At 36.6% G+C, this 24,929-nt stretch carries 27 protein-coding genes; 9 read left to right on the forward strand and 18 right to left on the reverse strand.

The annotated features are described in order from the left end of the window. The 6 genes from B9Y84_RS12890 to B9Y84_RS12915 are packed head-to-tail and all read right to left on the reverse strand — an operon-like array spanning nt 1 to nt 6,133. Nucleotides 1-1,824 (reverse strand): chemotaxis protein CheA, encoded by a 1,824-nt coding sequence (locus B9Y84_RS12890; protein WP_085517794.1) that lies wholly within the window; start codon nt 1,822-1,824, stop codon nt 1-3. 12 nt (nt 1,825-1,836) lie between these two features. Beyond that, on the reverse strand, nt 1,837-2,874 hold the full coding sequence (gene cheB, locus B9Y84_RS12895) for a chemotaxis-specific protein-glutamate methyltransferase CheB (RefSeq protein ID WP_085517795.1): 1,038 nt from the start codon (nt 2,872-2,874) through the stop codon (nt 1,837-1,839). Beyond that, on the reverse strand, nt 2,874-3,230 hold the full coding sequence (locus B9Y84_RS12900) for a response regulator (protein ID WP_085517796.1): 357 nt from the start codon (nt 3,228-3,230) through the stop codon (nt 2,874-2,876). The genes cheB and B9Y84_RS12900 overlap by 1 nt, the downstream gene beginning before the upstream one ends. Before the next feature lie 12 nt (nt 3,231-3,242). Then, a complete protein-coding gene (locus B9Y84_RS12905; protein WP_085517797.1) occupies nt 3,243-3,695 on the reverse strand; it encodes a chemotaxis protein CheD in 453 nt (150 codons plus the stop codon). Further along, on the reverse strand, nt 3,688-4,203 hold the full coding sequence (locus tag B9Y84_RS12910; protein ID WP_085517798.1) for a chemotaxis protein CheW: 516 nt from the start codon (nt 4,201-4,203) through the stop codon (nt 3,688-3,690). Before B9Y84_RS12910 ends, B9Y84_RS12905 begins: the two co-directional genes overlap by 8 nt. Nucleotide 4,204: 1 nt before the next feature. After that, entirely contained in the window at nt 4,205-6,133 is a 1,929-nt protein-coding gene (locus B9Y84_RS12915) for a methyl-accepting chemotaxis protein (RefSeq protein ID WP_176223794.1), read from the reverse strand. Nucleotides 6,134-6,401: 268 nt separating this feature from the next. Between B9Y84_RS12915 and B9Y84_RS12920 the strand changes: the two genes are divergently transcribed. From B9Y84_RS12920 to B9Y84_RS12945, 6 genes are all read left to right on the forward strand, one after another. After that, nucleotides 6,402-7,814 carry a response regulator gene (locus B9Y84_RS12920; protein WP_085517800.1) on the forward strand — a complete coding sequence of 471 codons (1,413 nt, stop codon included), beginning with the start codon at nt 6,402-6,404 and terminating at the stop codon, nt 7,812-7,814. Then, the gene (locus tag B9Y84_RS12925; protein ID WP_085517801.1) at nt 7,807-8,460 is read left to right on the forward strand and encodes a response regulator transcription factor; all 654 of its coding nucleotides are present in this window, start codon (nt 7,807-7,809) and stop codon (nt 8,458-8,460) included. The genes B9Y84_RS12920 and B9Y84_RS12925 overlap by 8 nt, the downstream gene beginning before the upstream one ends. Before the next feature lie 90 nt (nt 8,461-8,550). Further along, nucleotides 8,551-8,814 carry a (2Fe-2S) ferredoxin domain-containing protein gene (locus tag B9Y84_RS12930; RefSeq protein WP_085517802.1) on the forward strand — a complete coding sequence of 88 codons (264 nt, stop codon included), beginning with the start codon at nt 8,551-8,553 and terminating at the stop codon, nt 8,812-8,814. Nucleotides 8,815-8,946: 132 nt separating this feature from the next. Then, entirely contained in the window at nt 8,947-10,134 is a 1,188-nt protein-coding gene (locus tag B9Y84_RS12935) for an MFS transporter (protein ID WP_085517803.1), read from the forward strand. Continuing rightward, entirely contained in the window at nt 10,127-11,209 is a 1,083-nt protein-coding gene (locus tag B9Y84_RS12940; protein WP_085517804.1) for an aminotransferase class V-fold PLP-dependent enzyme, read from the forward strand. The genes B9Y84_RS12935 and B9Y84_RS12940 overlap by 8 nt, the downstream gene beginning before the upstream one ends. A gap of 35 nt (nt 11,210-11,244) precedes the next feature. Continuing rightward, nucleotides 11,245-11,718: a hypothetical protein gene (locus tag B9Y84_RS12945; protein ID WP_085517805.1), complete on the forward strand. Its 474-nt coding sequence runs from the start codon at nt 11,245-11,247 to the stop codon at nt 11,716-11,718. A gap of 27 nt (nt 11,719-11,745) precedes the next feature. Here the strand turns inward: B9Y84_RS12945 and B9Y84_RS12950 are convergent, their stop codons facing one another. From B9Y84_RS12950 to folK, 4 genes are all read right to left on the reverse strand, one after another. Continuing rightward, nucleotides 11,746-12,345 carry an MCP four helix bundle domain-containing protein gene (locus tag B9Y84_RS12950; RefSeq protein WP_085517806.1) on the reverse strand — a complete coding sequence of 200 codons (600 nt, stop codon included), beginning with the start codon at nt 12,343-12,345 and terminating at the stop codon, nt 11,746-11,748. 99 nt (nt 12,346-12,444) lie between these two features. Further along, nucleotides 12,445-13,098, reverse strand: a complete 654-nt coding sequence (locus B9Y84_RS12955) for a hypothetical protein (RefSeq protein ID WP_139828033.1) — start codon at nt 13,096-13,098, stop codon at nt 12,445-12,447. Nucleotides 13,099-13,109: 11 nt separating this feature from the next. After that, nucleotides 13,110-13,316 carry a hypothetical protein gene (locus B9Y84_RS12960; protein WP_085517808.1) on the reverse strand — a complete coding sequence of 69 codons (207 nt, stop codon included), beginning with the start codon at nt 13,314-13,316 and terminating at the stop codon, nt 13,110-13,112. A gap of 73 nt (nt 13,317-13,389) precedes the next feature. Further along, a complete protein-coding gene (gene folK / locus B9Y84_RS12965; protein ID WP_085517809.1) occupies nt 13,390-13,875 on the reverse strand; it encodes a 2-amino-4-hydroxy-6-hydroxymethyldihydropteridine diphosphokinase in 486 nt (161 codons plus the stop codon). Between the two features lie 134 nt (nt 13,876-14,009). On the opposite strand from folK, the gene sppA reads away from it, so the two are divergent. From sppA to B9Y84_RS12980, 3 genes are all read left to right on the forward strand, one after another. Next, nucleotides 14,010-15,761, forward strand: coding sequence for a signal peptide peptidase SppA (sppA, locus tag B9Y84_RS12970; protein ID WP_085517810.1), 1,752 nt, complete (start codon nt 14,010-14,012; stop codon nt 15,759-15,761). A gap of 66 nt (nt 15,762-15,827) precedes the next feature. Then, the gene (gene bioB, locus B9Y84_RS12975) at nt 15,828-16,826 is read left to right on the forward strand and encodes a biotin synthase BioB (protein ID WP_085517811.1); all 999 of its coding nucleotides are present in this window, start codon (nt 15,828-15,830) and stop codon (nt 16,824-16,826) included. A gap of 171 nt (nt 16,827-16,997) precedes the next feature. After that, entirely contained in the window at nt 16,998-18,662 is a 1,665-nt protein-coding gene (locus B9Y84_RS12980) for an alpha-amylase family glycosyl hydrolase (protein ID WP_085517974.1), read from the forward strand. Nucleotides 18,663-18,723: 61 nt separating this feature from the next. Here B9Y84_RS12980 and B9Y84_RS12985 read toward each other — a convergent pair whose 3' ends face one another. The 8 genes from B9Y84_RS12985 to B9Y84_RS13020 form a co-directional block, all read right to left on the reverse strand. Beyond that, nucleotides 18,724-19,074 carry a 4Fe-4S binding protein gene (locus B9Y84_RS12985; protein ID WP_085517812.1) on the reverse strand — a complete coding sequence of 117 codons (351 nt, stop codon included), beginning with the start codon at nt 19,072-19,074 and terminating at the stop codon, nt 18,724-18,726. 170 nt (nt 19,075-19,244) lie between these two features. Further along, a complete protein-coding gene (locus B9Y84_RS12990) occupies nt 19,245-19,868 on the reverse strand; it encodes a hypothetical protein (RefSeq protein ID WP_139828034.1) in 624 nt (207 codons plus the stop codon). 17 nt (nt 19,869-19,885) lie between these two features. Beyond that, a complete protein-coding gene (locus tag B9Y84_RS12995; protein ID WP_085517814.1) occupies nt 19,886-20,377 on the reverse strand; it encodes a YybH family protein in 492 nt (163 codons plus the stop codon). 15 nt (nt 20,378-20,392) lie between these two features. Next, entirely contained in the window at nt 20,393-21,619 is a 1,227-nt protein-coding gene (locus B9Y84_RS13000; RefSeq protein WP_085517815.1) for a DUF418 domain-containing protein, read from the reverse strand. Nucleotides 21,620-21,623: 4 nt separating this feature from the next. Then, nucleotides 21,624-22,517 carry an amidohydrolase family protein gene (locus tag B9Y84_RS13005; RefSeq protein WP_085517816.1) on the reverse strand — a complete coding sequence of 298 codons (894 nt, stop codon included), beginning with the start codon at nt 22,515-22,517 and terminating at the stop codon, nt 21,624-21,626. A gap of 58 nt (nt 22,518-22,575) precedes the next feature. After that, a complete protein-coding gene (locus B9Y84_RS13010) occupies nt 22,576-23,175 on the reverse strand; it encodes a nuclear transport factor 2 family protein (protein ID WP_085517817.1) in 600 nt (199 codons plus the stop codon). Nucleotides 23,176-23,224: 49 nt separating this feature from the next. After that, nucleotides 23,225-23,719, reverse strand: coding sequence for a YybH family protein (locus tag B9Y84_RS13015; RefSeq protein WP_085517818.1), 495 nt, complete (start codon nt 23,717-23,719; stop codon nt 23,225-23,227). An 88-nt stretch (nt 23,720-23,807) separates the two neighbouring features. Next, entirely contained in the window at nt 23,808-24,854 is a 1,047-nt protein-coding gene (locus tag B9Y84_RS13020; RefSeq protein WP_085517819.1) for an amidohydrolase family protein, read from the reverse strand. Nucleotides 24,855-24,929 lie beyond the last annotated feature (75 nt).

Raw genomic sequence — 24,929 nt, forward strand, 5'->3', positions numbered from 1 at the left:
TTAAGCTACAGCAGTAGCGTTTACGTTGACTGAATGATTGAATAGTTTTTGCACAATTTGAGGTATGTTAATTACAAGACATACCTTACCATTTCCCAGAATGGTTACGCCACTAACGTAGCGTACAAAATCGACAGGCTTCTTTAAAGGTTTCTCAACTATTTCTTTCTGCTGCAATAATTTATCGACTACCAATCCTAATTTTTTACCATTGTAATGTACCAAAACCACATTCCATTTTTCATTGGATTTTAAAGCTTCAGTTCGCGAAGAAAACTCTTCTGGAAAGAATAAATCTTTCAGAAAAACAGTTTCTATAGTTTGATCCTGATGATTAATCATCAACCGATTCTGTATTTTGTAAACCTCTTTTCTTTCCAATGAAAGAACTGCATCAGTGTAGGTAAGTGGCACTGCATATTGACTATGACCTACTTCAAATAAAAGTGTGGATTTTACTGCCATAGAAGAAGGTAAAATCAAAGAAAATACAGAGCCTTTTCCCGCTTCAGTCTGTACTTTTATATTACCCCCCACAGAATCTATCGCTTTCTTTACGACATCCATACCTACTCCACGACCCGAAATACTATTAACAGCATCATTAGTAGAAAAACCTGGCTCAAAAATGAAAGAAATGATTTCCTCCTGCGACATTTTTTCCAAAAATGAAGTTTCCACCCAGCCTTTCTGAGCCACTTTCTTCTTGATTTTTTCTACATCAATTCCCTTTCCATCATCTTTTATATCAATGACTACACCCTCACTTTCATTCCTTGCGGACAGCGTTAATTTACCAATTGCCTCTTTCCCTTCTCCTGTTCTATCCGCCTCACTTTCAATCCCATGACCAATAGCATTTCGAATTAAATGGATAAGAGAATCAGATATGATTTGTAAAATATTACGGTCAATTTCCGTTTCGCTACCTTCTATTACCAAATCCACTTGCTTTTTCTCAGTAGTGGCTGCATCACGCACTACTCTGTGGAATTTGTTAAACAGAAAACCCACTTGAACCAATCGAACATCCATTACAGAATATTGAAGATCAGAAGATACTCTTTTTAAGCTGTTGAATTCATTGCGAGAGACACTTGCTTCGTGAGTAGTAATTAAACGATCTCTTTCAATAATCAACTCCCCCACCAAGTTCAAAAGATTATCTAATTTCTCAACAGGCACTTGCACCATATCTGAGAAACTGATCTTCTTCGCATCCTTTTCTTCAGCCGTAATCATTTCTTTTTCCTCTTCTAGTGTCATGGCTTTTTTAGGCTGTTTGGCTTGATGCTGGTGGACTTGAGCTTGCAATTCTTCTAACTGCTGTTTTTCTTCTTTCTCAGGAACTGTTGAAGATTTCTTAGCCTTTGAAACTGACTTCTTGGCAACACCTTTTTTAGTAGGAGTTGGTTCCACTTGAGGCTTTTCAGCTTTTCGGCTGTTTTCAGCAATTACTTCTAATTTGCGCTGAACACCTCTATACCGAACATTCAATTTATCATCAGAAAGTGACTGCACTAATTCCTTAAGCGTATCAACGGCTTTAAAAAGGGTTGTAAAAAGCTCCTCTTCAATTTGAATCTTGGACTGTTTAATTTCAGAAAACAAATCCTCTAGGGCATGGGCAAACTTCGAAATCACTTCAAACCCCATTCCGGCTGCGTTCCCCTTCAGAGTATGCATGATTCTGAAAATAGAATCAATGGTCTTTTGATCAGCAGGAGATTTTTCCAATTGCGTTAAGAGCGTTTCCAGCTCCTCCACATTTGCATCTGCTTCTGAAATAAATAACTTTCTATATTCTTGTTCTTTGTTAGACATCTCTGAGTATTTTTATAAACAACTTACCAAATAACCCCCCAGTTGATTCAATGGAACTAATTTATCGGTAGCACCAGAATCAAATGCGCTTTTCGGCATTCCATAAACCACAGAAGTGTTCTCATCCTGTGCAATGGTTAACCCTCCTTTCGCTTTTACTTTTTTTAAACCTTTAGTTCCATCTTTTCCCATTCCTGTGAGAATACATCCAATCATTCTGTCCCCGTAAACTTCAGCTGCAGATTCCATCAAACAGTCAATAGAAGGATTGTTGAATTCAGTAAAGACTTTATCCGTAAAGTGCACTACTACACCTCCCGTGTGGGGATTTTTCCGTAACCTCATATTTGAATGACCCGGAGCTAAATAAATGAAACCGGCTCTAATCTCCTCACCTGAATCAGCTACTTTCACCTTTAATGCTGTCAGCTCATCTAATCTTTTAGCAAAGGAACTGATAAAACTATCGGGCATATGCTGCGCAATGATTACAGGTAAAATCAAATTTTGAGGCATCTGCTTTAATAAATTTTCAATGGCACCGGGCCCCCCTGTTGAAGCTCCGATCACTATGGCTGCGTAAGCCGCTGAACCGTGAAATGCATGACTATTTCTATTTACCTTAACATCAATTTTCTTGATGTTAGATTCAGCTGCAGCCTTCACTAAAGTAGTTAAAGGATAATTTTTTGCCTTAATGGAGTTTGTAATATCATCTTTTGGCTTATCCAGAAAATCGAAGGCCCCCTTTTGGAGCGCATCGAACACCAAGCCATCATTCTTTTCCAAGGAACTTAGAAGAATAACAGGTGTCGGATTCTCTTTCATCACCTGTTCAACCAGATACACCCCATCGTAATCGGGCATTATCATATCCGATATAATGACATCCGGCTCCAGTAATCTCGCTTTTTCGACTCCTTCCTTTCCATTCTTTGCAGTGCCCAACAATTCGATATCAGGATCTGATTTTAGAATATCAGAAAGCAGGATGCGCATCAAAGCGGAATCTTCTACGATTAAGGTTGATATGGTTTTTACCTTACTCATTACGCCTTAGCCAAAGCCTGAACGAGTTGTTCGGAAGTAAAAGGTTTTACGATATAATCTTCAGCACCAAGGGTCATTCCTTCTTCGATTACGGAATTTTGTCCTACGGCACTGATCATATATACTTTTGAAGGTAAGCCCTCATCTTTGTAAACCTTTAGAATATCAGTACCAATCATATCAGGTAAAATATTATCCAGAGTGATGATATCCGGCTGTAATTCAAATGCCAGGTCAATCGCTTCTTCTCCATTGGCAGCTTGTCCCACGACTTCATAACCTCCCTCTTCTAATGCATCTTTTATTAGTGTTCGCATATACAGCGAATCATCTACGATTAAAACTTTCTTTCCCATTATCTTAAATTTTTAAATTGCGTAATTTGTATTTTGTGAGGAAACTGACAAGTCTCCATTTAAAGTATTGAAGCGGGCAGTCCGGCTTTTATTTCCACCTACATCTTGCCCTGCCAAAAAGATTTTATTATCCAAAATCAGCTTGCGAAGTGCCTTAACATTTCTTTCTCCCGTTTTAAAACCTGAATTAAAAAGGTTAGCTCCTCCCACAATTTTAGCTCTAAGTGCATTTCTATTTCCTCCGATTTTCTCAATCTCTTCAATCAATTTTTCAAAGGCAGTTTTTGCATTGTAAGTCGTATGTTTCTCTAACTCATCGGATAAAACTACGTGTGCAGCAGCTGATATTTTATTAATTCTATCATAAATAAACAGCCCTACGCATGACCCTAAGCCATAACAAGCAATATTAGTGGAGTCCTTGGTGACAATAAAATCACCCAAATTCAAAGCGTGCTCAGACATTTTCAGTTACTTTATTATTTTTAAAAACACCATTCAATTCACTCTCGCTCATGGTTTTGAATATATCCAACATAATGATTAATCGATCATCTAATTTTACAATCCCTTTGATATAAGATTGATCTGCACCACCATCTTGAATAATATTGGCTGAATCCTCAATTTGAGATTGCTTTACATTTAAAGTGTTAGGCAACTCTCTCACCAAAACACCCATTTTCACCTCATCACTTTCTACTACCAAAGTATAGTTGTTTGCAGAATCATCTTCTTCTTGTTTCAAGCCAAATTTTTCTTCCAAATCTACAACTGCAATAATATTTCCTCTGATATTGGCCACTCCTTTCACATATGCAGGTGTTTGAGGTAATCGAGTAATATGAGGTGTTGGTACTACTTCCTTAATCTGACCAATCTGTAAGCCATACTCCTCATCACCTAGTCGAAATACAATTAATTGCGATTTCTGCTGATTTTCTTTAATTCCCTGTTCTTTTACTGCTTCCATCTTAAGCTTTAGTTAAAGTGAATTTCTTGATACCTGACTTCAAGTCTTCTGCAATTTTGCTCAACTGATTGCTGGCATCGGTCACTTCGACCATACCCGCATTCAATTCTTGGGAAGAACTTGCTACTTGTTGTGTTCCTGCTGCTGTCTCCTCCGCTACCACTACTATTTGCTCAATATTCTTCACCACTGCTTCAATGGCTTCTCTCTGTCCGTTTGAGGCTGATAGTATTTCTTTAGAATGTTGGAAAGTAGTATCGCTAGAACCGGCAATTTCCACGAAAATGTTCTCAGCGTCTTTAGTAGCACTTCCGCCTTCCTTAACACTGGTCTGCATACTTTCTATTGCTTTTCCGGCAGACACCGTATCTTTTTGAACATCACTTATGATCTTCTCAATGTCTACTGCAGATTTTCTAGAATCTTCTGCTAGTTTTCTTATTTCTTCGGCCACTACTGCAAAACCTCTACCTGCATCTCCAGCTCTTGCGGCTTCGATAGCTGCATTTAATGCCAATAAATTGGTTTGCGAAGCGATATCGGTAATTACATTCAAGGTTCTTGCGATTTCTTCAGCTCTTTCCGTAAGAATAGCGATAGATTCAGAAGTTTTCATTGCAGAACTATCAATCCCCGTCATATTCTCTACCAAATTCTTGATGATTTTCAAGCCTTCTTCAGATCGTTTCTGCCCATCTTGAGCTGTTTTATTAATGAAGTCTGCCTTAGATTGCATTTCCTGAGAAGATTTCATTACACCATCCACTAATTTGGAAGATTCATCAGTTCTTAATGCTTGGTCTTGCGCACCTTTTGCCATTTGAGAGATAGCAGATGCCACTTCATTTGAGCTATTCTTAATACCTTCACTTCGCTTCAATAAATTTCCAGATGATGTAGAAACTACTTCAGCTCCATTATTAATACTGTTCAACACTTCATTCAAATTATCAAGTGCCCCGTTTACTTCACCAGCTACTTCCGAATCATTCTGAACTCGTTGAGTTAAATCTCCTTTCGCCATAGCACGGATAACCTCAATGACATCAGACTGCTCTTCCATCGCTTGCTGGATTTCCTGCTCCTTCAATTTTTGCTCCGTAATATCATATCGAACGCCTATATATTTTACTGGCTTTCCGTTTGGACCCAAAACGGGCGCGATAATGGCATCTACAAAATAAGGATCCCCATTTTTCTTCCTGTTCTTAATTTCTGCGCGGAAAATATTTCCTCTTCCGATGGTAGACCACATATCTTTAAAAACAGATTTTGGAGAATCAGCATGACGAAACATACTATGTGGCTGCCCTATACACTCTTCTCGAGTGTAGCCCGTTACTTCTAAAAGTTTATCGTTTACAAAAGTGATATTACCTTTCAAATCAGATTCAGAAACCAAGCAAGCAACATTTATTTGATCCATGCGCGTTTCTAACTCTACTTTCACTTTCTCATATTCTTTAGCAGTTTCAATTGCTTCCTGCTCTACTTTTTTCTTCTCAGTGATATCAAAAGCGTATTTAATTACTTTAGCTACTTTACCATTATCATCAGGAATGGGAGTGTATGAAGCTTGTAACCATAGTTCATTACCATTTTTATCAAATCTTAAAAATTCTCCATTTTGATGGTCACCTGCCGCTAATGCTTTCCAAAAACCTTTGTAATCATTGCTGTTTGCATAGTCATCGGAAACGAAAATACTGTGATGCTTTCCTTTCAGTTCATTTAAGGAATAGCCAACGGTAGTAAGAAATTGATCATTTGCCTTTATAATAAAACCTTTGGGGTCAAATTCTATAGACGCAAATGCATTATTCACAGCAGTGATGTGATTCTTTAAATCCTGTCCGTTAGAACTGGAGGACGAAGCGGTCTTTGATTGAGGCGCTACATTTTCTTCAAGTTTTGTGGCTGCTTTTACCATATCATTTTTAGATTTTTTTATGATATAAAGGTAGGACCTCGAAAAAGTGTAATCAATCGAGAAAAACATGTATTTTTCTTAGTACTAATTACGCAACTAGCATTAGGTATAAATACTTAGAAAGAGGGTTTACAGTGAATAATGGGGCATTACTTAAAATAAATAAAAATATTCTATGACAAAATATTAATATATCTTTTGCTGTAGACTAGAAATTTACCTATAATTAATCAACCTTTGAAAAAGCAAGAACAAACCCAAAAACTCAATGCCTAAAAGCATATTGATTGTTGAAGATTCAGAAATAGTAAGTATGCATTTGCAAAAAGTATTGCAAAGAGCTCAGTACAAAGTGCTTGATATAAAAAATTCCGGAGAAGACGCAATACATTATATTAAGGAACATACCCCGTCATTAATCATTATGGATGTAATGCTGGAGGGTAAATATGATGGTATCGAAACATCTATAGAGATTAATAAAATAAAGGATATACCCGTCATATACCTTACTGCACTTAATGATCGAAAAACATTTGATCGAGCAAAGCTTACATTCCCAAATACATTTTTGAGTAAGCCTTTTGCAGAGGCAGAATTGCTAAGCAATATAGAGTTGAGTCTTTTTAAACACGAGGCCGATAAGCAGAAGAAGGAATCGCAAAAACTGCTTTCAACAATTTTAGATAATATTAAAAGTTGTTTAATAGTAATTGATTCAGATTACAAGATAAAATATTTGAATAAGTTTACAGCAAATCTACTGAACACTTTACCTGAAATACTACTAGAATTTAAACTAGGAGATGATATAAAACTCTCTGACTTAAAAGATGAGCCATTATCTATTTCTCTTCTGAAAGAAATTAATCAAAATGATATCCTGACTCAAAAAATTATCTATATCAATTTTGCTGGTAGAAGATTTCCAATCAACAATGTCCATATTGCAAAGGCAAAATTTTTCAATCTTCAGCAAGAGCAATTTCTAATAATGTTCAATGACGCTAGTGAAAGCTTACAAAAGCTTGAAAAAGAAAAAAAAGAAAAAAGAATGAGATTGGCTGCTCAAATTGAAGGGGCCGAAACTGAAAGGTCAAGAGTTAGCCGAGAGCTTCATGACGGCTTGGGACAAATGTTGAATGTGGTGAAAATGAATGCCAAAAGCTTAATAGAAGAAAAAAGCATAAAAGATAAACTGGTAGAACTGATAAATGCCTCTATAGAAGAATCGCATAAAATTTCAGAAAATCTTATGCCTTCCAAATTGAAAATATTTGATTTAAAATCTAGTCTGGAAGATTTATGCAGTACTTTTGACTCAAAAGAATTCAAAATTAATTTCAATACCAATTTGAATAGTGGAGATTTAGAGCAAATAAAAATCAATATTTACAGGATTGTACAAGAGGCCTTGAGCAATATTCAAAAACATTCGAAGGCAAAAAATGTATCGATCCAACTTTACAAACAGTCAACAGAAGTTAGATTGAGTATAGAAGATGATGGTAAAGGCTTCGATTTGGAAAAAGCAAAAAGGGATAGTGGAAAAAATAAAAGTCATGGCCTATTTAACATGATCGACCGAGTAAAATCGATGGGAGGTACCATAGACATTGATAGTAGTTCAAAATTAGGGACGAATATTATCATTAACATTAATTCAAAGACACATGCTTAAAATACTACTAGCAGATGACCACCAATTAGTTAGAAATGGCATCAAAATATTTCTAGAATCGGAAGAAGACTTTGAGGTGATAGGAGAAGCTAAAAATGGAAACGAAGCAATTAAAAAAAATGAAGAATTAGAACCGGAAGTAGTATTGCTAGATATATCTATGCCAGAAAAAAATGGGCTTGAAGCTGTACCTGAGATACTTTCAGCAAAAAATAAGCCCAAAATTGTAATGCTAAGTATGTATTTGGACGAGCAATATATTAATTCATGTATGGAAGCTGGTGTGCACGGCTATATTCACAAAGGGGCTGATAAAGAAGAACTAATCAGTGGAGTCAAAAAAGTGATGGACGGAGTCAGTTTTTACAGCAAAGAGGTTCGAGATGTAATGGTCAATAATTACATCACAAGCCTGAAAAAGAAAAAACAGCAACTTACGCAACCGAAAATAAACTTAACCAAGAGAGAATTGGAGATTGTAAAATTAATAATGAAAGGTTATACAAGTAATCAGATTGCCGAAGAACTTTTTATCAGTAATAGGACTGTTGATACGCACAGGGCAAATCTGATGCAAAAGCTCGAAGTCAAAAATTCCATTGAATTAATTAATAAGGTGACAGAAGAGAATCTGTTGAATAATTAGAAATGTTCTAAAATCGAATTCGAAACCTTAGCAAAATATTTTCGCTACATGTTAGAGTTACTATAGCAATTCATCACGAAATAATAGCAATTGAAACCAAGTAAGAGCCACAATAACCATATCTTTATCTGTACAGGAAAAGACTGCCAGAAAAACGGATGCGATCAGCTAAAGTCTGACCTAAAGAAAAACGTTAAAGTTCATAAAATCAAAAACGTAAGCTTGGTAAAAACAAAATGCATGGATTATTGCAAACTAGGACCCAACTTGGTGGTCAATGGAGAATTACTTCATGATTGCCAGTCAGAAGATATTCCTGAAATTCTGCAAAAACTTGAAAACAGGCATCCCTAAAAGATATATAAAGCGCCTAATCCAAATACTATTTCCTTACAAAAAGCAAACCTAAGATGCTATTTAAGAGTTATTACTCCCGAATTCAATGTATCAACATTAATTTCTGACAAATCCAGACAAGAGATTCATATGACTAAAGCCCCTTTATATACGAAAGATTTCTTACTCCACTGCTTTAGTTATCTTCTGATGGCGGTTTCATTTTATTTTTTACTTCCTACCCTACCCACTTTTGTTACTGATGTATTAGGTGAAAGTGCTGATAAAGTGGGTTATATAATTGGTATTTATGCATTATCGGCCTTGGTGGTAAGGCCTTTAAGTGGCTATGCTTTTGATAAATATGGAAGAAGGAAATTATTTCTTTTTGCCATGTTTTGCTATGCTTTAGTGATGGCTGCTTATGGGTTAGCTGCTTCTTTCATGTTCCTGCTATTTTTAAGATTAGTAAATGGAGGATTCTGGGGAATTGTAACGACTGGTGGTGGCACGATAACTTCTGATCTGGTTCCAGATAGCAGAAGAGGAGAAGGAATCGGTATATTCGGGTTATCTATGACCGTGAGTATGGCTATAGGCCCACTTGTCGGCCTACAAATTTTAAAGGAAACTGGAAGCTATCAAGCCCTTTTCATTACATCAGGAGTACTATGCTCTTTGGCTGTTGTCATGTCCTTCTTTGTGAATCACCCTAAGATCAGTAACAGAAAAAACAAGCTAAGTTGGGAGAATGTATTTGAACCAAAAGTACTTAAAGTTTCTATGGTGATGCTTTTATTAGCATTTCCTTTTGCAGGTATCATGTCTTTTATCACCCTTTTTGCAAAAGAGCTATCCATTGAAAGCACAGGAATGTTTTTCCTCATTTATGCAATAGGAGTTAGTATTATTCGGCCTTCTACAGGCAAGATGATGGATAGGAAAGGACCCGCTTTTGTAATGTTGCTAAGCTTTATTGGTACCATATCAGGATTGATTCTCTTATCGCAAAGCACAGCTGAGCCCAGCTTTTTAGTGGCAGGCTTTGTGTTGGGTTTAGGTAATGGTATTGTGATGCCAACGCTACAAACCATGGTCATCAATATGGTAAAACCTGAAAAAAGAGGAGTTGCTACTAGCACTTTCTTTTCTTCCATCGACTTAGGAATAGGAATTGGCGCTTTTTTCTTAGGAAATATTGTAGAAATTTTTTCGCTATCGCAGATGTACTTATTTTGCGCTATCGGTATGCTTATTCCAGCTGCACTGTTCTTTGGAATAACCTTATCCGATTATAAGAAAAAATCCAAAATAAGTTTAGAAACTGCCAATGCTTGAATTATACTTTACCCCAGGTCCATCAGCTTTATATTTCACAGCTGAAGAGCATATTAAAACTGCTTTGAAAAAAGGTGTGTGCTCCACTTCGCATAGAGGGCAACAATTCAAAGATATTTATAAAGAATGCCAACAAAACTTGAGAAAGTTAATGGACATTCCAGAAGATTATCATGTGCTGATTACGTCATCAGCCAATGAGGCTTGGGAAAGAATAATAGAAAATTGCGTGGAAGATGAAAGTTACCATGTAAGTATGGGGGCCTTCTCTCAGCGTTTTGCAAAGATAGCTACTCAGCTGGGTAGAACAGCACATGAATTAGTAGCAGAGGATGGTACTGTGCCTGATTTTAAAGCAATTGAAGTGCCTATAAGTGCTGAACTCATTACAATTTGTCTAAATGAATCTGCTTGTGGAACAACCTTTCCGCTGGACAGCATAAATGCACTAAGAGAAAAATATCCCGATAAATTAATTGCAATTGATGGCGTTTCAGGAGTACCTGTTATACCGATTGATTTCAGAAATATTGACACGCTATATTTTTCAGTCCAAAAAGCATTTGGGTTGCCTGCTGGATTAGGTATTTGGATAGTGAATAATAGATGCTTAGAGAAAGCTAAAACTTTAGAGGCCAAAGGCAAAGTCACCGGTTCTTATCACCGGTTACCAGACATGGTCGAAAAAGCTCAAGTTTATCAGACCGCTGAGACACCCAATATCTTAGGAATCTACACTTTAGCAAAAGTAGCTGCTGATATGCTGGAAAAAGGCACTTTAGCAATCAGAAGAGAAATAGATTATAAATCAGCTATTCTAAACCAAGTAATTGATGCACATCCACAACTCCATCATTTTGTGGAAAATGACAAATATGTTTCAAAGACTGTAAAGGTCATAAAAACCGATTTTGATAGTGGCTTGCTAATTGAACACCTCAAGCAGCGGAAAATCCATGTCGGAACTGGCTATGGCGGCTATAAAAACCAGCAAATCCGTATTGCCAACTTCCCCACGCATTCTAAAGAACAAACTGAAATGTTGGTAGATTTGATTGAAGCTTTCAGAGCATAAAAATGAACTAAACCTCAACTTTAAACTCTCAACCAATGAAAAATTTATTACTAATTCTATTTCTTGCAATTTCTCAAGTAGGAATTTGTCAAAATGATGTACCCCTAATAGAACGAGAAGGTAATTTGGTCAGTAACCGTTATTTCATTTTAGGTCAAGAAGTATCAGAAAGGCAAGTGCTGAGAATGATGAAACCCTTTGAAGTTTCGCACAAAAGAATGAAGTCATCAAGAAGATGGGCTTTTACTTCATCAATTGTAGCGGGCTTTGGTGTTGGGGCATTCATGCCTACCTTTTTCGATCCAACTCCAGAAGTTACACTTCCATTGCTGATCACCGGAGTTAGTCTAATTGCTATAGCAGTCCCACTTAAAAAATTAGCCAATAGGAAAGCGGACGAGGCCATAGAGCTCTATAATTCAAGAAAATTGCTAGGGGAAAAGAGATATAAACCTGAGTTCAATTTAACTTTTGCTCCTTCTGGAATAGGGCTAAATATGATTTTTTAAAAATTGGTCAAATTGAACACTTTGGATTTAGCTATCTTTCTTAGGACTGTAGATTATTATGATTTGAATTACGATAGCCAGAAAAATAAGAATATATATTTCAATTTGAGTGAACAAATCAACAGTACCCATTGCTCTGCGACTTATTTCAAATTGTCGACTTCCCTCCGCAAGTTGAATTTCGGCCAAGTTTTTTAAGTCTCTTTTAACAACTTGGAACAGATTTAGAAGCGTTGAATCTTGAACGTAATTGGATTGAATAAAGTCCATTTCATTTTTTCTTAACTCAATTAAATTCCTTTTGAAGTCATTCAGAAATAGTTCTTCTTTATTGGTTAGTTTAGTTTGAGCATAACTTAAAAGATGTCCATCTATCTCACTATTTATTTGTTTATTTTGCTTGGCGTAGAAGCTAGCATCTGCCTCGATGGCCGCAATCTCTTTTTGGTGAATATCAGTGGTTATTTTAAGAATTAAATCCTTGACCACTAATCTGTCTTCATAAATTGTTTCAACAGCAGCATTCATTCGGGAGAAATTACTCCTATCAACTAGATTAGTTGTTATAATAAGTGACAATATCATCAGTATACCTAATATCCACTTTATTTTATCGAATAGCTCCATCTAGTTTTTTTTTTGTGTAATAATAAGTATATGTCTGATTATAAAAAAGGCTATCTTTTATTATTTAAGATAGCCTAACAATCTTGGAGAGTCAAATCATTATTCTTCAATTTCTACCTCTTCCACTTTATTAATTTTTTCCTTTTGAAGTTTCTTTGTTTCCATCATTTTGTCATGCACCCGATTATGCTGTACTTTTAATCGTTCTTTAGCTTCAGCCACTTTTTGTTCAGCTTCTCTAATTTTTTCTTTCTTTTTGGCTAAGTCCTCATCAGAAATAGTTCCCTCTTGCTCAGTCTTTAACAATCTTTCTTTAGCTTCCGCTATTTTCTCTTCCGATCTTATTATGGCTTCTTCCGCTTTTTGCATATTTTGATGAGTAGCCATCATTTTCTTTTTTGCTTCTTCAGAACGAATATGTCCAAATTCCTGTCCCGACCCATCTCCGCTCATTTTTCCATGATGCTTCTCATAATGATCATCTTCTGATTTACCTTTTCTCTTTTGCAAAGGTTTACCCTCCATATGCTTATCAGATTTATGCATTTCTTTATGCTCTTGATCCATTACCTCCTGACTCTCCAACTCTTTTTCTATTTCTTCACTAATTTCACTTGAAGTTTTACTTTTCTTCATTTCCTTCTTCTCCTGAGATTTTTCGGATTTACCTTGGGCATAACTTTCAAACTGGAACATTGCTATAAATAAAAGCAGAGAAAAATAAATAATCGATTTTTTACAAGTAGATTTCATAGTCTTGTTATTTAAATATCTTCTAATAATTTTTCAACTTCTTCTTCTGTTTCTTCTGCTTGTTTCTTTGCTTTTTCAGAAGATTTTTCAACTTCATCCGCAATCTTTTCTTCCTCCATCTTAAGCTCTTCAGAGGAATTATCTTTCGATTCTGATCCACCGCATGAAGCCATTAAAAAAATCGTAGCAGTGCAAAGCATAAAAATATACTTTTTCATAGTTTCAAATTAAGTTTGGTTTTCATCTGAATATAAGAATAATTTTAATTCAAGAATACCAATTACCAAATAATTAACTTGTAAACACAGAAACCTCCAAATCATCTTTACAATTATCCAATAGTTCCTGTTGCGACTTATACATCGTAGGATGAACTAAGTCCGGGTTAATCTCAACTAACGGTATTAAAGTGAAACGTCTTTGAGGAATTCCAGCGTGCGGAATCTCCAAATTATCATCTTTTAAAATGAAATTATGATAATACAAAATATCAATATCAATTAATCGCTCTCCCCATTTCGCCTTCCTTATTCTCCCTAATTCAAGTTCTATTGCTAAAATGAGTTTTAATAATTTCTGAGGTGGATGCCCAGTGTCTACCTGCAAAACTTGATTTAAAAATGCTTGCTGATCCGTTTTACCCCAAGCAGCAGTTTCATAAACCGAGGATTTTTTCAAAATCGTAATACCATTATTTTCTAAGGATTCGATCGCTTTCACTAATACTTTCTGCCTATTTCCCATGTTGCTACCAAGTAGTAAGAATATCCCTTCCATAATTAAGTTTTGCCATCAATACAAATATGCTTTTATATCAAATTAATTTATAGCTAATTTGTAAGTTGAATGCAATATTAAGTGTTTTAATACTGCAGTAAAATTTAATCGATTATCAATCCTTATTTTATTTTATGAAAAGTTTCTTTAAAATCCTTTTTGCAAGCCTACTTGCTTTGATCATTTTCTTCGTTGGCTTCTTTCTAATCTTTGCTGGAATTGCTTCACAAGACAGTGAAGTTAAAATTTCTGAAAACTCTTTTTTAGAAATTAAGCTTAACCGCCCAATCGTAGAGATGACCTCAGATGATCCTTTTGCTGAATTTAGCCAAGCGCTTACCAATGAGCCTACTCCTATCAGTTTAAGAGATATTTTAGAATCCATCGACCATGCCAAAACAGACGACAAAATAAAAGGCATCTATCTGGATGCACCATTTGTAATGGCAGGTTTTGCTCAAATTGAAGAAATACGAAATGCATTGATTGATTTTAAGACAGCAGGGAAGCCCGTTTTAGCATATAGCGAATCCTTTTCCGAGACAGGCTATTATATCGCTTCTGTAGCAGATAACATCGTTTTAAACCCTGCAGGAATGCTTGACATGAGCGGATTAACTTCCGAAGTCACTTTCTTCAAAGGAACTTTTGAAAAACTTAATATTGAACCTCAAATATTCAGAGTTGGTACCTTCAAAAGTGCTGTTGAGCCCTTCATCAGAAAAGATATGAGTGAAGCAAGTAAAGAGCAAATCAGTGTACTTTTAAACTCCGTATATGGTGTTTTTATTAATAATATTGCTACTTCTAGAGGTATAGACCCTACCGAACTAAGAGCTATTTCTGATAAACTGAAAGTAAGAACTACGGAAGATGCTTTGAATTATAAGTTAGTAACTCAATTGGGCTACTATGATGAAGTACTAACTAAAATGAGAGAAATTGCTGGATTGGAAGAGAATGCTAAAATACCTGTAGTTTCAGTAAAAAAGTATAGCAAATCCTTTGTAGCAGATAAATACAATACAAATAGAATTGCAGTGATTGTAGCTGAGGGAAATATTGTATCCGGAAAAGGAGGAGAAGGAAGCATTGGATCTGATGTATTTGCTAGAGAAATCAGAAAAGCGCGTCTGGATGATAAAATTAAAGCTATAGTTTTGAGAATAAACAGCCCAGGCGGAAGTGCATTAGCATCTGACGTAATGTGGAGAGAAGTTAATCTAGCCAAGAAAGTAAAACCTGTCATTGCTTCTATGTCAAGTGTTGCTGCTTCCGGAGGTTATTATATGGCCATGGCATGCGACACTATAGTGGCTCAACCTAATACTATCACAGGCTCTATCGGTATTTTTGCAATTATTCCAGACTTATCGAAATTTATGGATACCAAACTAGGAATCACTTTTGATAGGGTGAGCACTGGAGAGTATTCTGATTTATACACTATAAGTAGAAGTTTAAGTGAATCAGAAAAGCAAATCATCCAGAATTCTGTAGAAAGAGGATATGAAGACTTTACTTCAAAAGCGGCCGAAGGAAGAAATATGCAGATAGATCAATTGCTAAATGTGGCTTCAGGCCGAGTTTGGTCAGGAATTGAAGCGAAAGATAACGGCTTAGTGGATGTACTAGGTGGTTTTGAAGATGCGGTGAATATAGCTGCTACTTCCGCTGGACTTGCTGAAAACGACTATATGAAAGTGTATTATCCAGAAAAGAAACCATTTTTTCAGCAATTGCTAGAAGAAATGGGCTCTTCTGCTAAAGTTTTGCATAAAAAATACACTTACGGAGAAATGGCTCACTATGTAGAGGAGTTAGAATTTGTAATGGAAAACAAAGGATTGCAAACAAGAATGCCATTTGATTTGGAAATCAAATAATTTGCCCCTTTTTTTACATTATAGTCTAAAAATCAGCTTGGCTGATGTTAAATTAAAAAAACTAAGATGACAGAAATAAGGAACGACTGGACAAAGGAAGAAATAGAAAAAATATATAATCAACCTATATTAGAATTGATCTATCAGGCAGCTACTGTTCATAGAGAGTTTAATGATCCCTCTGAGGTTCAGGTTTGCACCTTATTAAGTGTGAAAACTGGTGGTTGTCCTGAGGACTGTGCCTATTGTCCGCAAGCAGCTCGTTATCATACGGATGTAAAAGTGCATAAATTATTACCCACTGAGGAAGTGCTAGAAAGCGCTAGGATAGCGAAGGAAAATGGCAGCACCAGATTTTGTATGGGTGCAGCTTGGAGGGAAGTAAGAGATAATCGTGATTTTGATAGAGTCTTAGACATGGTAAAAGGCATTAATGAATTAGACCTTGAAGTATGTTGTACGCTTGGAATGTTAACGGAATCTCAGGCTCAGAAATTGAAAGAAGCGGGACTGTATGCTTACAATCACAACTTAGACACCTCTGAGGAGCACTATGACGACATCATTAGCACGAGAACTTACGATGATAGATTAGATACTATAGGCAATGTAAGAAAAGCAAAAATTTCAGTTTGCTCTGGCGGTATTATTGGTTTGGGAGAACAACATGAAGATCGAGTAGGAATGCTCCATACACTAGCTACCATGGAAGAGCACCCTGAATCAGTTCCGGTAAATGCATTAGTACCTGTTCCGGGTACCCCTTTAGAAAAGCAACCTAAAGTTTCTGTTTGGGAAATGGTGAGAATGATCGCAACAGCAAGAATTACTATGCCAAAAGCGATGGTTCGTTTATCAGCCGGAAGAGTAAGAATGAATCAAGAAGAACAAGCAATGTGCTTTATGGCAGGAGCGAATTCAATTTTTGCAGGAGATAAATTATTAACTACTCCAAATCCTGAAGTAAATGAAGATGCCGAGTTATTCCAGACTTTAAACTTAAAACCAAGAAAAGCATTTAAAAATGGTGAACCTGCTGTTGAATTTCAGCAAATACCGAGTTAATTAATTAGTAATTAATAATTTAAGGGTAGCTATTTGCTGCCCTTTTTATTTTGAGCGCAAGCTTGGAAGCTCGTGATAGCTGTTACATTTCCACTAACATACCTTCAAAAATTGCTTAAGCCAATTTTTCTTAGCAAATTCAAAAAATATTTTTTTAGTAAACCAGCAATAATGAAAACCGCACCTCTACTCCTTTTTTTTATTCTAATTTTTGGATGCAATACACCGCATGAAAAGAAAGCTACTCCTAAATACAAGGCTCCTTTTATGTGGGAGAATGCCATTGTATATTTTCTGTTAGCGGATAGATTCAATAATGGGGATCCCAGTAATGATTACAATTTTGGGAGAGAGCAAGATGGCGCTACTTTACGTAGTTTTATGGGGGGCGATATACAAGGTATTACTCAAAAAATTAAGGACGGGTATTTTCAAGATTTGGGTGTAAATGCCATTTGGGTTAATCCTCTCGTTGAACAAATTCATGGTTCAGTGGATGAAGGCACTGGCAAAACGTATGGCTTTCATGGTTACTGGGCTAAAGATTGGACAGCATTAGACCCTAACTTCGGAAGCATGAAAGATTTGAGTGAACTAGTGAAAACCGCTCATGAAAATGGCATCAGAATTTTATTAGATGTGGTGATGAATCACACTGGACCAGTTACTGAACAAGATCCCATTTGGGATGGCTGGGTCAGGACAGGCCCAAATTGTACCTACCAAGATTGGGAAAGCACTGTGAAATGCACGCTTGTTGACAATTTACCAGATATACTTACTGAATCAGAAGAAACTGTTGAACTTCCCCCGCATTTATTAGACAAATGGGAAAAAGAAGGGCGTCTAGAGAAAGAATTAGCTGAATTAGACGAATTCTTTGAACGCACCGGTTACCCAAGAGCACCAAAATACTTCCTGATTAAATGGATAACAGATTATATCAGAGAATTTGGCGTAGATGGCTTTAGAGTAGATACTGTAAAGCATACGGAAGCCGGAATATGGGGCGAATTATATGCAGAGGCATTGAAAGCTTTAAGAGATTGGAAAAGTGAAAACCCGGAAGAAAAATTAGATGATTTAGATTTCTATATGGTAGGTGAAATTTATAATTATTCTATTTATGATGGATTAAATTATACTTATGATGGTGACACTGCTGTTAATTTCTTTGATGAAGGTTTCCATAGCATGATTAATTTCTCCTTGAAATGGGAATTAAAAGACAAGCATCCAGATAAAGTTTTTGCTACTTACGATAGCCTCTTAAACGAAGGTGAATTGAAAAACAAATCAGTTCTAAATTATCTGTCCTCTCATGATGATGGTAATCCTTATGACGCTGATAGAACTAATGTTTTCAATACTGCAACTTATTTGATGCTAACCCCAGGAGCCGCACAAATTTACTACGGAGATGAAACAGCCCGTTTACTAAATTCTGATGCTGAGGGTGATGCCAAATTACGCTCTTTAATGAATTGGAATGAGCTAGAGGCAGATGCCAAAAGAGAAGGGTACAGCATAAAGGAAATCCACAATCATTGGCAAAAATTAGGACAGTTTAGAAAAAACCATCCTGCAATTGGGGCTGGTACTCATCAAAAAATATCTGATGCTCCATATACATTCAGCAGAAAGTTAAATATAAATGATTACGATGAACAAGTAATGGTAGTAATGGCTGAAAACGTTAAGGAAGTAGAGGTCGAAAAGGTTTTTGATGAAAATCAGGAAGTTCGGAATTTTTATACTGGTGAAACCGCTACAGTTGAAAATGGTAAACTAATGTTCTCAAAAGACAGCAGACTGCTACTTTTGGAAAGTCTATAAAACAAAAAACCCGCAAGCTGTTAACACTTGCGGGTTTCAATATTTTGAAATCAGAAATCTCCTATTCCTGATGCATCCATTCTTTTTTAGACATTAACTCTCCATCCGTCTCTTCATTATCTGGGTCGTCCACACAACAATCAACAGGACAAACAGCCGCACATTGTGGCTCCTCATGGAAACCTGTACATTCAGTACACTTGCCCGTCACGATATAATAGAATTCATCAGAAACGGGCTCTTGCATTTCTTCTGCATCCACTTCTGTTCCATCTATTAATTTAGCTTTTCCTGAAAGCGAGGTCCCTCCTGCCCAATTCCATTCTACACCACCTTCATATATTGCTGTATTAGGGCACTCAGGTTCGCAAGCACCACAATTAATACATTCATCTGTTATCATTATTGCCATAACTGAAAAAATTTAAGCTTGTTAGCTAATTTAGTTAGTATAACAACAAAATTACAAAGAATAAGTTTGAACGGGCAATACTTATGTGAAAATTAATTAAAGAATGTACTTATTTAAACAAGTTCTATATTGTTTCCTCTTAGCAATTTGGAATCAAGTGAAAATTTACATTAAGAAAGAATTATATAAACCCCTAGAAAAAAAATGAAACCCAGATAGAGAATAGGATGGAGTTTCCTTCTTAAGATGATATCATACATAAAAATTGATATCCATAGTCCTAACCAAATAGGAAATGCGAACACCATAGGGCTCAAGTCCAGATTTGCACAAAAACGACTCAGAATCGGCTCCATACAAAGTAACATTCCCACAAAAATAAAATATTGATGGAGTAGTTTATTGTACCTGTTCAAATAAGCAAATAGCAACATTAAGGCAAAAACGGGTACAAATATCCTATTGGCCTTGCCAAAGAAGGGCAACTGATTAAAATCGGGGCCTAGGTAAGCCAGATAATTGATACTCAAAAGCATAAGAACGGCAATCAAAAACCCTGTAATTCCCAATTTCTTATGCTGGGCAATATTCAGCTTCCGAATGTGATTCGTTTGAATAATTAGTACGATGGTCCAGGCAAACATAATAAGGCCATGAACAATCATTTTCGGATCGCTATTACTTGTCTGCCCTACATCTGTTAGCCAATTGTCCGAAAAGGCAATTACGCTCATGATAAAAATGGTTATGCTTAAGCCAAAGAAGTAGTTTTTAGTATAGAAATTCTTTTTCATATTAGATTAGTGTAAGATTACTTTTTTAGGTGAGCCTGACTTATCATATGACTCACTATTTTCCATTGTCCATCTATCTTTTCGTACACTCTCAGGTGATTAATGTCACGATCAGGCATGGCTTTACCAGAACTATATTTTTGCCCTTCTCTGAGATTTCTTGATCTTAAGAGTGCAATATGATCACTAAGAAAAGTCAGATCATGGCTGGCATAATTTTGCTTGCCAGACATCACAAAATCAAGACTGAAGACTTCTTTCAATAGAATGCTTAATTCTTCCTTGGTGCGTACCCGATCCCCAAAAGCATTGGTCCAGTCTGTAGAGTCAGCATAATCTTTTATCGTCAACTCTACATCTCGTCTTTCCCAGCCCAAGTTATAATTTTCAAGGGTTTTAAAAATAGCTTTCTTGTCAGCCGCTTTATCATGCTCTTTCTGGGTGAAGGAACCTACAGCTGCGGCTGTTAACAGTAATAATGCAATGGTAATATTTTTAAGAGTTTTCATATCCAATTAATTTAGTTACGCAGAAATTCTTGTTTCACTGTGTGGCTTAATGAAAGGCTGCCATTTTTTATAAGTCAATGATCTCCAAAGCCATTCCGCTGGTCCGTATTTGAACTTGGATAGCCACCAATGGCTAAAAATGAATTGGACGATCATGATACTGAGCCCAATAATGGTAAATAAAATGGGTCCAACTGCTCCAAATAGCCCAAATCCATAGCTCATAAATACAAAACAACTTAAAACACTCTGCATAAGGTAATTGGTGAGTGCCATTCTACCGTAGGGAGCAAAGAAACTTAGCGTAGCTTTATACTGAGATTTTTGATAAAGTAATAGTACGCCAACAGCATAAAATATACCCAAAGCAGGGACCCCAAAAGCGTAGACCAAAGGCTGAATAATACCACTGGGATCAAGATTATAATAAGCTTCGGTAGACATCATTTGAGCTAAAACAATATTTGAAGGAATGCCAATAATCGCAGTCCAGAGTAGAATTCTTTTATACAAACCTCTTCGGTCTTCTCGGGACTGAAATAACTTTGTTTTAAAAATGTAAAACCCTAATAAGAACATCGCAAGCACCTTAAAAAAGCGACCAGTAAAAATTAAATCAGGATATCTCCCAAATAGCGTCCCCCCTATATTATTAAAAAGGATATCTGCAAAATTGCCTGTTTGGTAAGTGAGCGTTATTTGCTCGAAGAAAGCTAAATCAGCAGCATTAGCTATGGGAGGAGCTCCCTGGGCATTCCACCAAACAAAAGCATACTGCAAAACAGGCAGACAAAGTAAAATCACTGCAGTCCTGAGTAAAAATTTCCCAGATTGATTTCTAAATAATAAAAGTAGAAAACCTGTTAAGGCGTACATACTTAAGATATCCCCTACAAAGAATAGAAAGGCATGAAGCAGTCCGAATAGCAATAATATCAATAAACGCCTGCTGTATCTGCCCATAAAGGGCTCATTTTTATCCATAGATCGTTGCATCTGCATAGCAAAACCGATTCCGAACAGGATGGAAAAGATGGAATAAAATTTACCATCCGAAAAGAAGTGGATAAACCATAAAAGGCCCTCACCTGCAGTCGAAAACTGTAGGGCAGCCTGCTTATCTGGCAATAAAAACCAATAGCCAGAATGATAGGCCATATTAGCAATCAAGACTCCACATAGAGCAAAGCCTCGGAGCACATCTAAAATTTCAAAGCGTTCATTAGGTTGAGTAGGTTGCATAGTTTCAACGGTTTAAGAAATTGTTAGCATTTGAATAGAAAATTTTTCTCTTGTCATCATAGGTCAAAAAATCATAGGAATTAAGGGTTTCAATGCTTTTCCCAATGGCATGTGGCCAGACCATTTGATCAGAACCATAAAGCACGCGATCGATTAAATTATATTTTTTAGCTTTGCTTAAGAAGGCCTCTGCATAGTCCATTGGCTGCTCATCAACCCAGAGTATAACCCCCAAATCTGCATAAACCTGGCTGTATTGCGTCATTAAACGCAAGGCGTGTTCATAAAATGAGCCTCCTGCATGCATTAAATAAATTTTGAGCTTAGGGTATTTTGCTAATACATCTTCTATAGTGTAAGGGTCTCCATACTTCAACCTAAAGTTAGGGCAGCATTGATAGGTAATATCCATTGCGCTCCCACTGGTATGTACTCCGACCGGAATACTGTAGCGTTCACAAATCTTTAGAAAAGGATCGAATCCTGGGTCTGAAAGGTAGTAGCCACCGTAGATGGCTCCTATTTCACCAAAAACTTCGATTGCTCCTGACTCAATCTTCTCTATAAAGTCAAGCGTATCAGTAGGTGGTTTACTGGTATAATAACCACGAATAATCAGATCATCTGCTTTGAAAATGTCTTCTCCACCGATAGTGCTCACTACAGCCCTCTTGATTTTGAATTTATTAATCTCTTCCAGTAAGGCTTTATGATATTCAATGAGAGAGGAAGGAGACTGAGTGCCATCAGGGGCAGTTCTTACCGCATAGCTCATTTCAGTATAGTCATGCATATGCATGTCTACGATAGGGCCTGTATACTTCTCTGATTGTGCCTTTAGGTTTTCGGAGAAAAATGAGAGCAGCACAAGATAAATAATGAGGTTTAGCTTATTCATTTTAAATGTTTTTATAGATTAACTTTAATTGAATTAAACACGAGCTGAATAAGATCACCTACATGGTCATGCTAGCCTGCTTTTTCAATTTTCTTTTGAGTCGAATGGCAATAATTGTTGGAATGAGAGCGATTAAAAGTCCGATCAATAAGCCTTTTATGGTAAACATCATGGTTCGATTGGTATCGATATCATGCCTATGATTCCATATCTCTACAATTTTGCCTTCTTCATTAAAGCGAAATACATTAATAATAGGAATGGTGCCAGCACCAAAAACAACCTTTCCCAGTAATGTTTCGGGTTTGTAAGTTGCTTCCCAGCGTGTCGCTACCAAATCTCCATCAGCTATTTGGTAATTGATTTTTGAATCCCAGGTGCCGTTTTCCCAAAGGCGGTCGGCTATGATTTTCTGTTCTATGGCAGGTTCGGTTACTCCTTTTCTGTCGCCAATATCATGAACCACGTATGTTTCGGCCACGTACTTTTTATAATTATCGGTGTTGTCGGTGAACCAGAGGTCTTGATAGAAACCCAAAGTAAGTTCTTTGTTGCGATTTTCGATAAGCTCATTATCTATGAGCTTCAAAGTGTCAGTTTGAGCATTTAAATGAATGAACAAACTGGTAAATAATAGTGTAAGAATAGATCTTTTCATCCTTGTTTAGTTTATAGTTAGAAGTTTATAAGCTGCAGTCAAAAAGCAGTTAATTAATAATTTCCATCCTCACATGATGTACAATCTTCCATCCTTCTTTATCGGTTTTGTGAAGAACAAAAGTAGAGTGGGTTTCAGGGAAGGCTTTTTCAGTTTCAGATGAGGCTGGTGTACCTCTGGTAAAACTGTGGTAGACGACCACATTATCTTCAATATATCTGTATGAAATACGCCCTCCTGAAGTTTGCGCTCTTATAGTATTTTCCTTAAAATAAGTGTCAAGATATTCTTCAATATTTTCCCTTCCGTATTTTATCATAGGATCAGAATTTGAAAAAGTACCATTTTCAGTAAAGGTAGAAGCTACCATACGTGCGTTTTCCGACATCCAACCCATTGAATAATTATCCATAAGTTCGATGATCTTATCCTCATCAGCTGGAGTGGCTGCTCGTCCGAATCTGGCTGGGGAATAAATATTATCTTGTGCCATAAGGATATGAGATAAGGCAGCAAAAACTAATAGTAGTGTTAAATTTTTCATAGTACAATTTCTTAAGTTGGTAATGCAAGGTTTTCGAATCAGTTTGAAATCTATATTTTGCAACTTTTTCGAAATAGAATATGGAAGCTTAGTTTCCGTGGTGTCTAGCAATTTCAGCTTCACTTAAGCGTAGAAACCTCGCAGCGTTATTATAGAAAATATCTCGCTTCTGTGACTCACTTAAAAATGAAGCTTCTTCAATGACTGCAATGGAGCGTTCGATCGCCTCTGGCCATACCATTTGGTCAGAACCAAACATGACACGATTGTGAAAGCCTGCTTCACAGATCACTTTTAGCCATCTATAAAAAGTCTCTCTCGGCTGAGTGAAAACAATCACACCGACATCTAAATGCACTTGAGGATGTGCATAAAGTAAGGCTAGCAAGTCATCTATCATAGGAAAGCCACCATGCATGATGTATAGGCGTAATTTAGGATACTTAACCAATACCTCCTCTAAGGTTAAAGGACTATGCATTTTTGCTCTGTATTCTTTTGCTCCCAAGTAAATCACACCTGGAGGACCTGGGCCAACATGTATACCCACAGGGATGTCTAATTCCTCGGCTAAAGCGAAATAAGGTTGTAAAACTTCATCAGTTGGATAAATACCTGCATATTGAGTGGTAACTTCACCTATCACTTTCAGATCTCCTCTTTCATACATTGCTCGCAATGTATCGGGTGAAGGGTCGGAGGGTTTGCCTGATATTTCAATTCCCGAATAGAGGCGTTCAGGCCGAGCACTTTTCCATTTCTTGAGCATATCCTTATGGCCCCCAATAACGCCATAAATATTCCGTCCATCTAATACCTCTATGGTTTGTTGCATTAGCTCATCATCCGTTTCAGGTGACCAAATTGGATTTTCACATGGAGGCTCTTTCAGCATTTTCATGAATGTATTTGCATATGGCTCAGCAGGATCCCATACTGGCATAGGATAAATAGGGGTGCACATAGCTACTGGAGGTGGTCCTTGCCGATTAGCTTTATGAGCATGTAAATGCATATCAATAATTGGCAATTTTTGTTGGCTTAAGACGGGAAAAGTCCAAAGCGCAAGGATTATGAGAACCAAATTGATTTTGATAAACCCATTTTTCTGAAAGGAATTTAAATATGTTAGCATTTTCTTGAAGTTTAAGAGTTCAAAAAGACTGATGTAAACCTAAGAGCTTTATCAGCATTCCATTATCAGAAATCT

The organism is Marivirga sericea, assembly GCF_900177665.1.
GTDB lineage: Bacteria > Bacteroidota > Bacteroidia > Cytophagales > Cyclobacteriaceae > Marivirga > Marivirga sericea.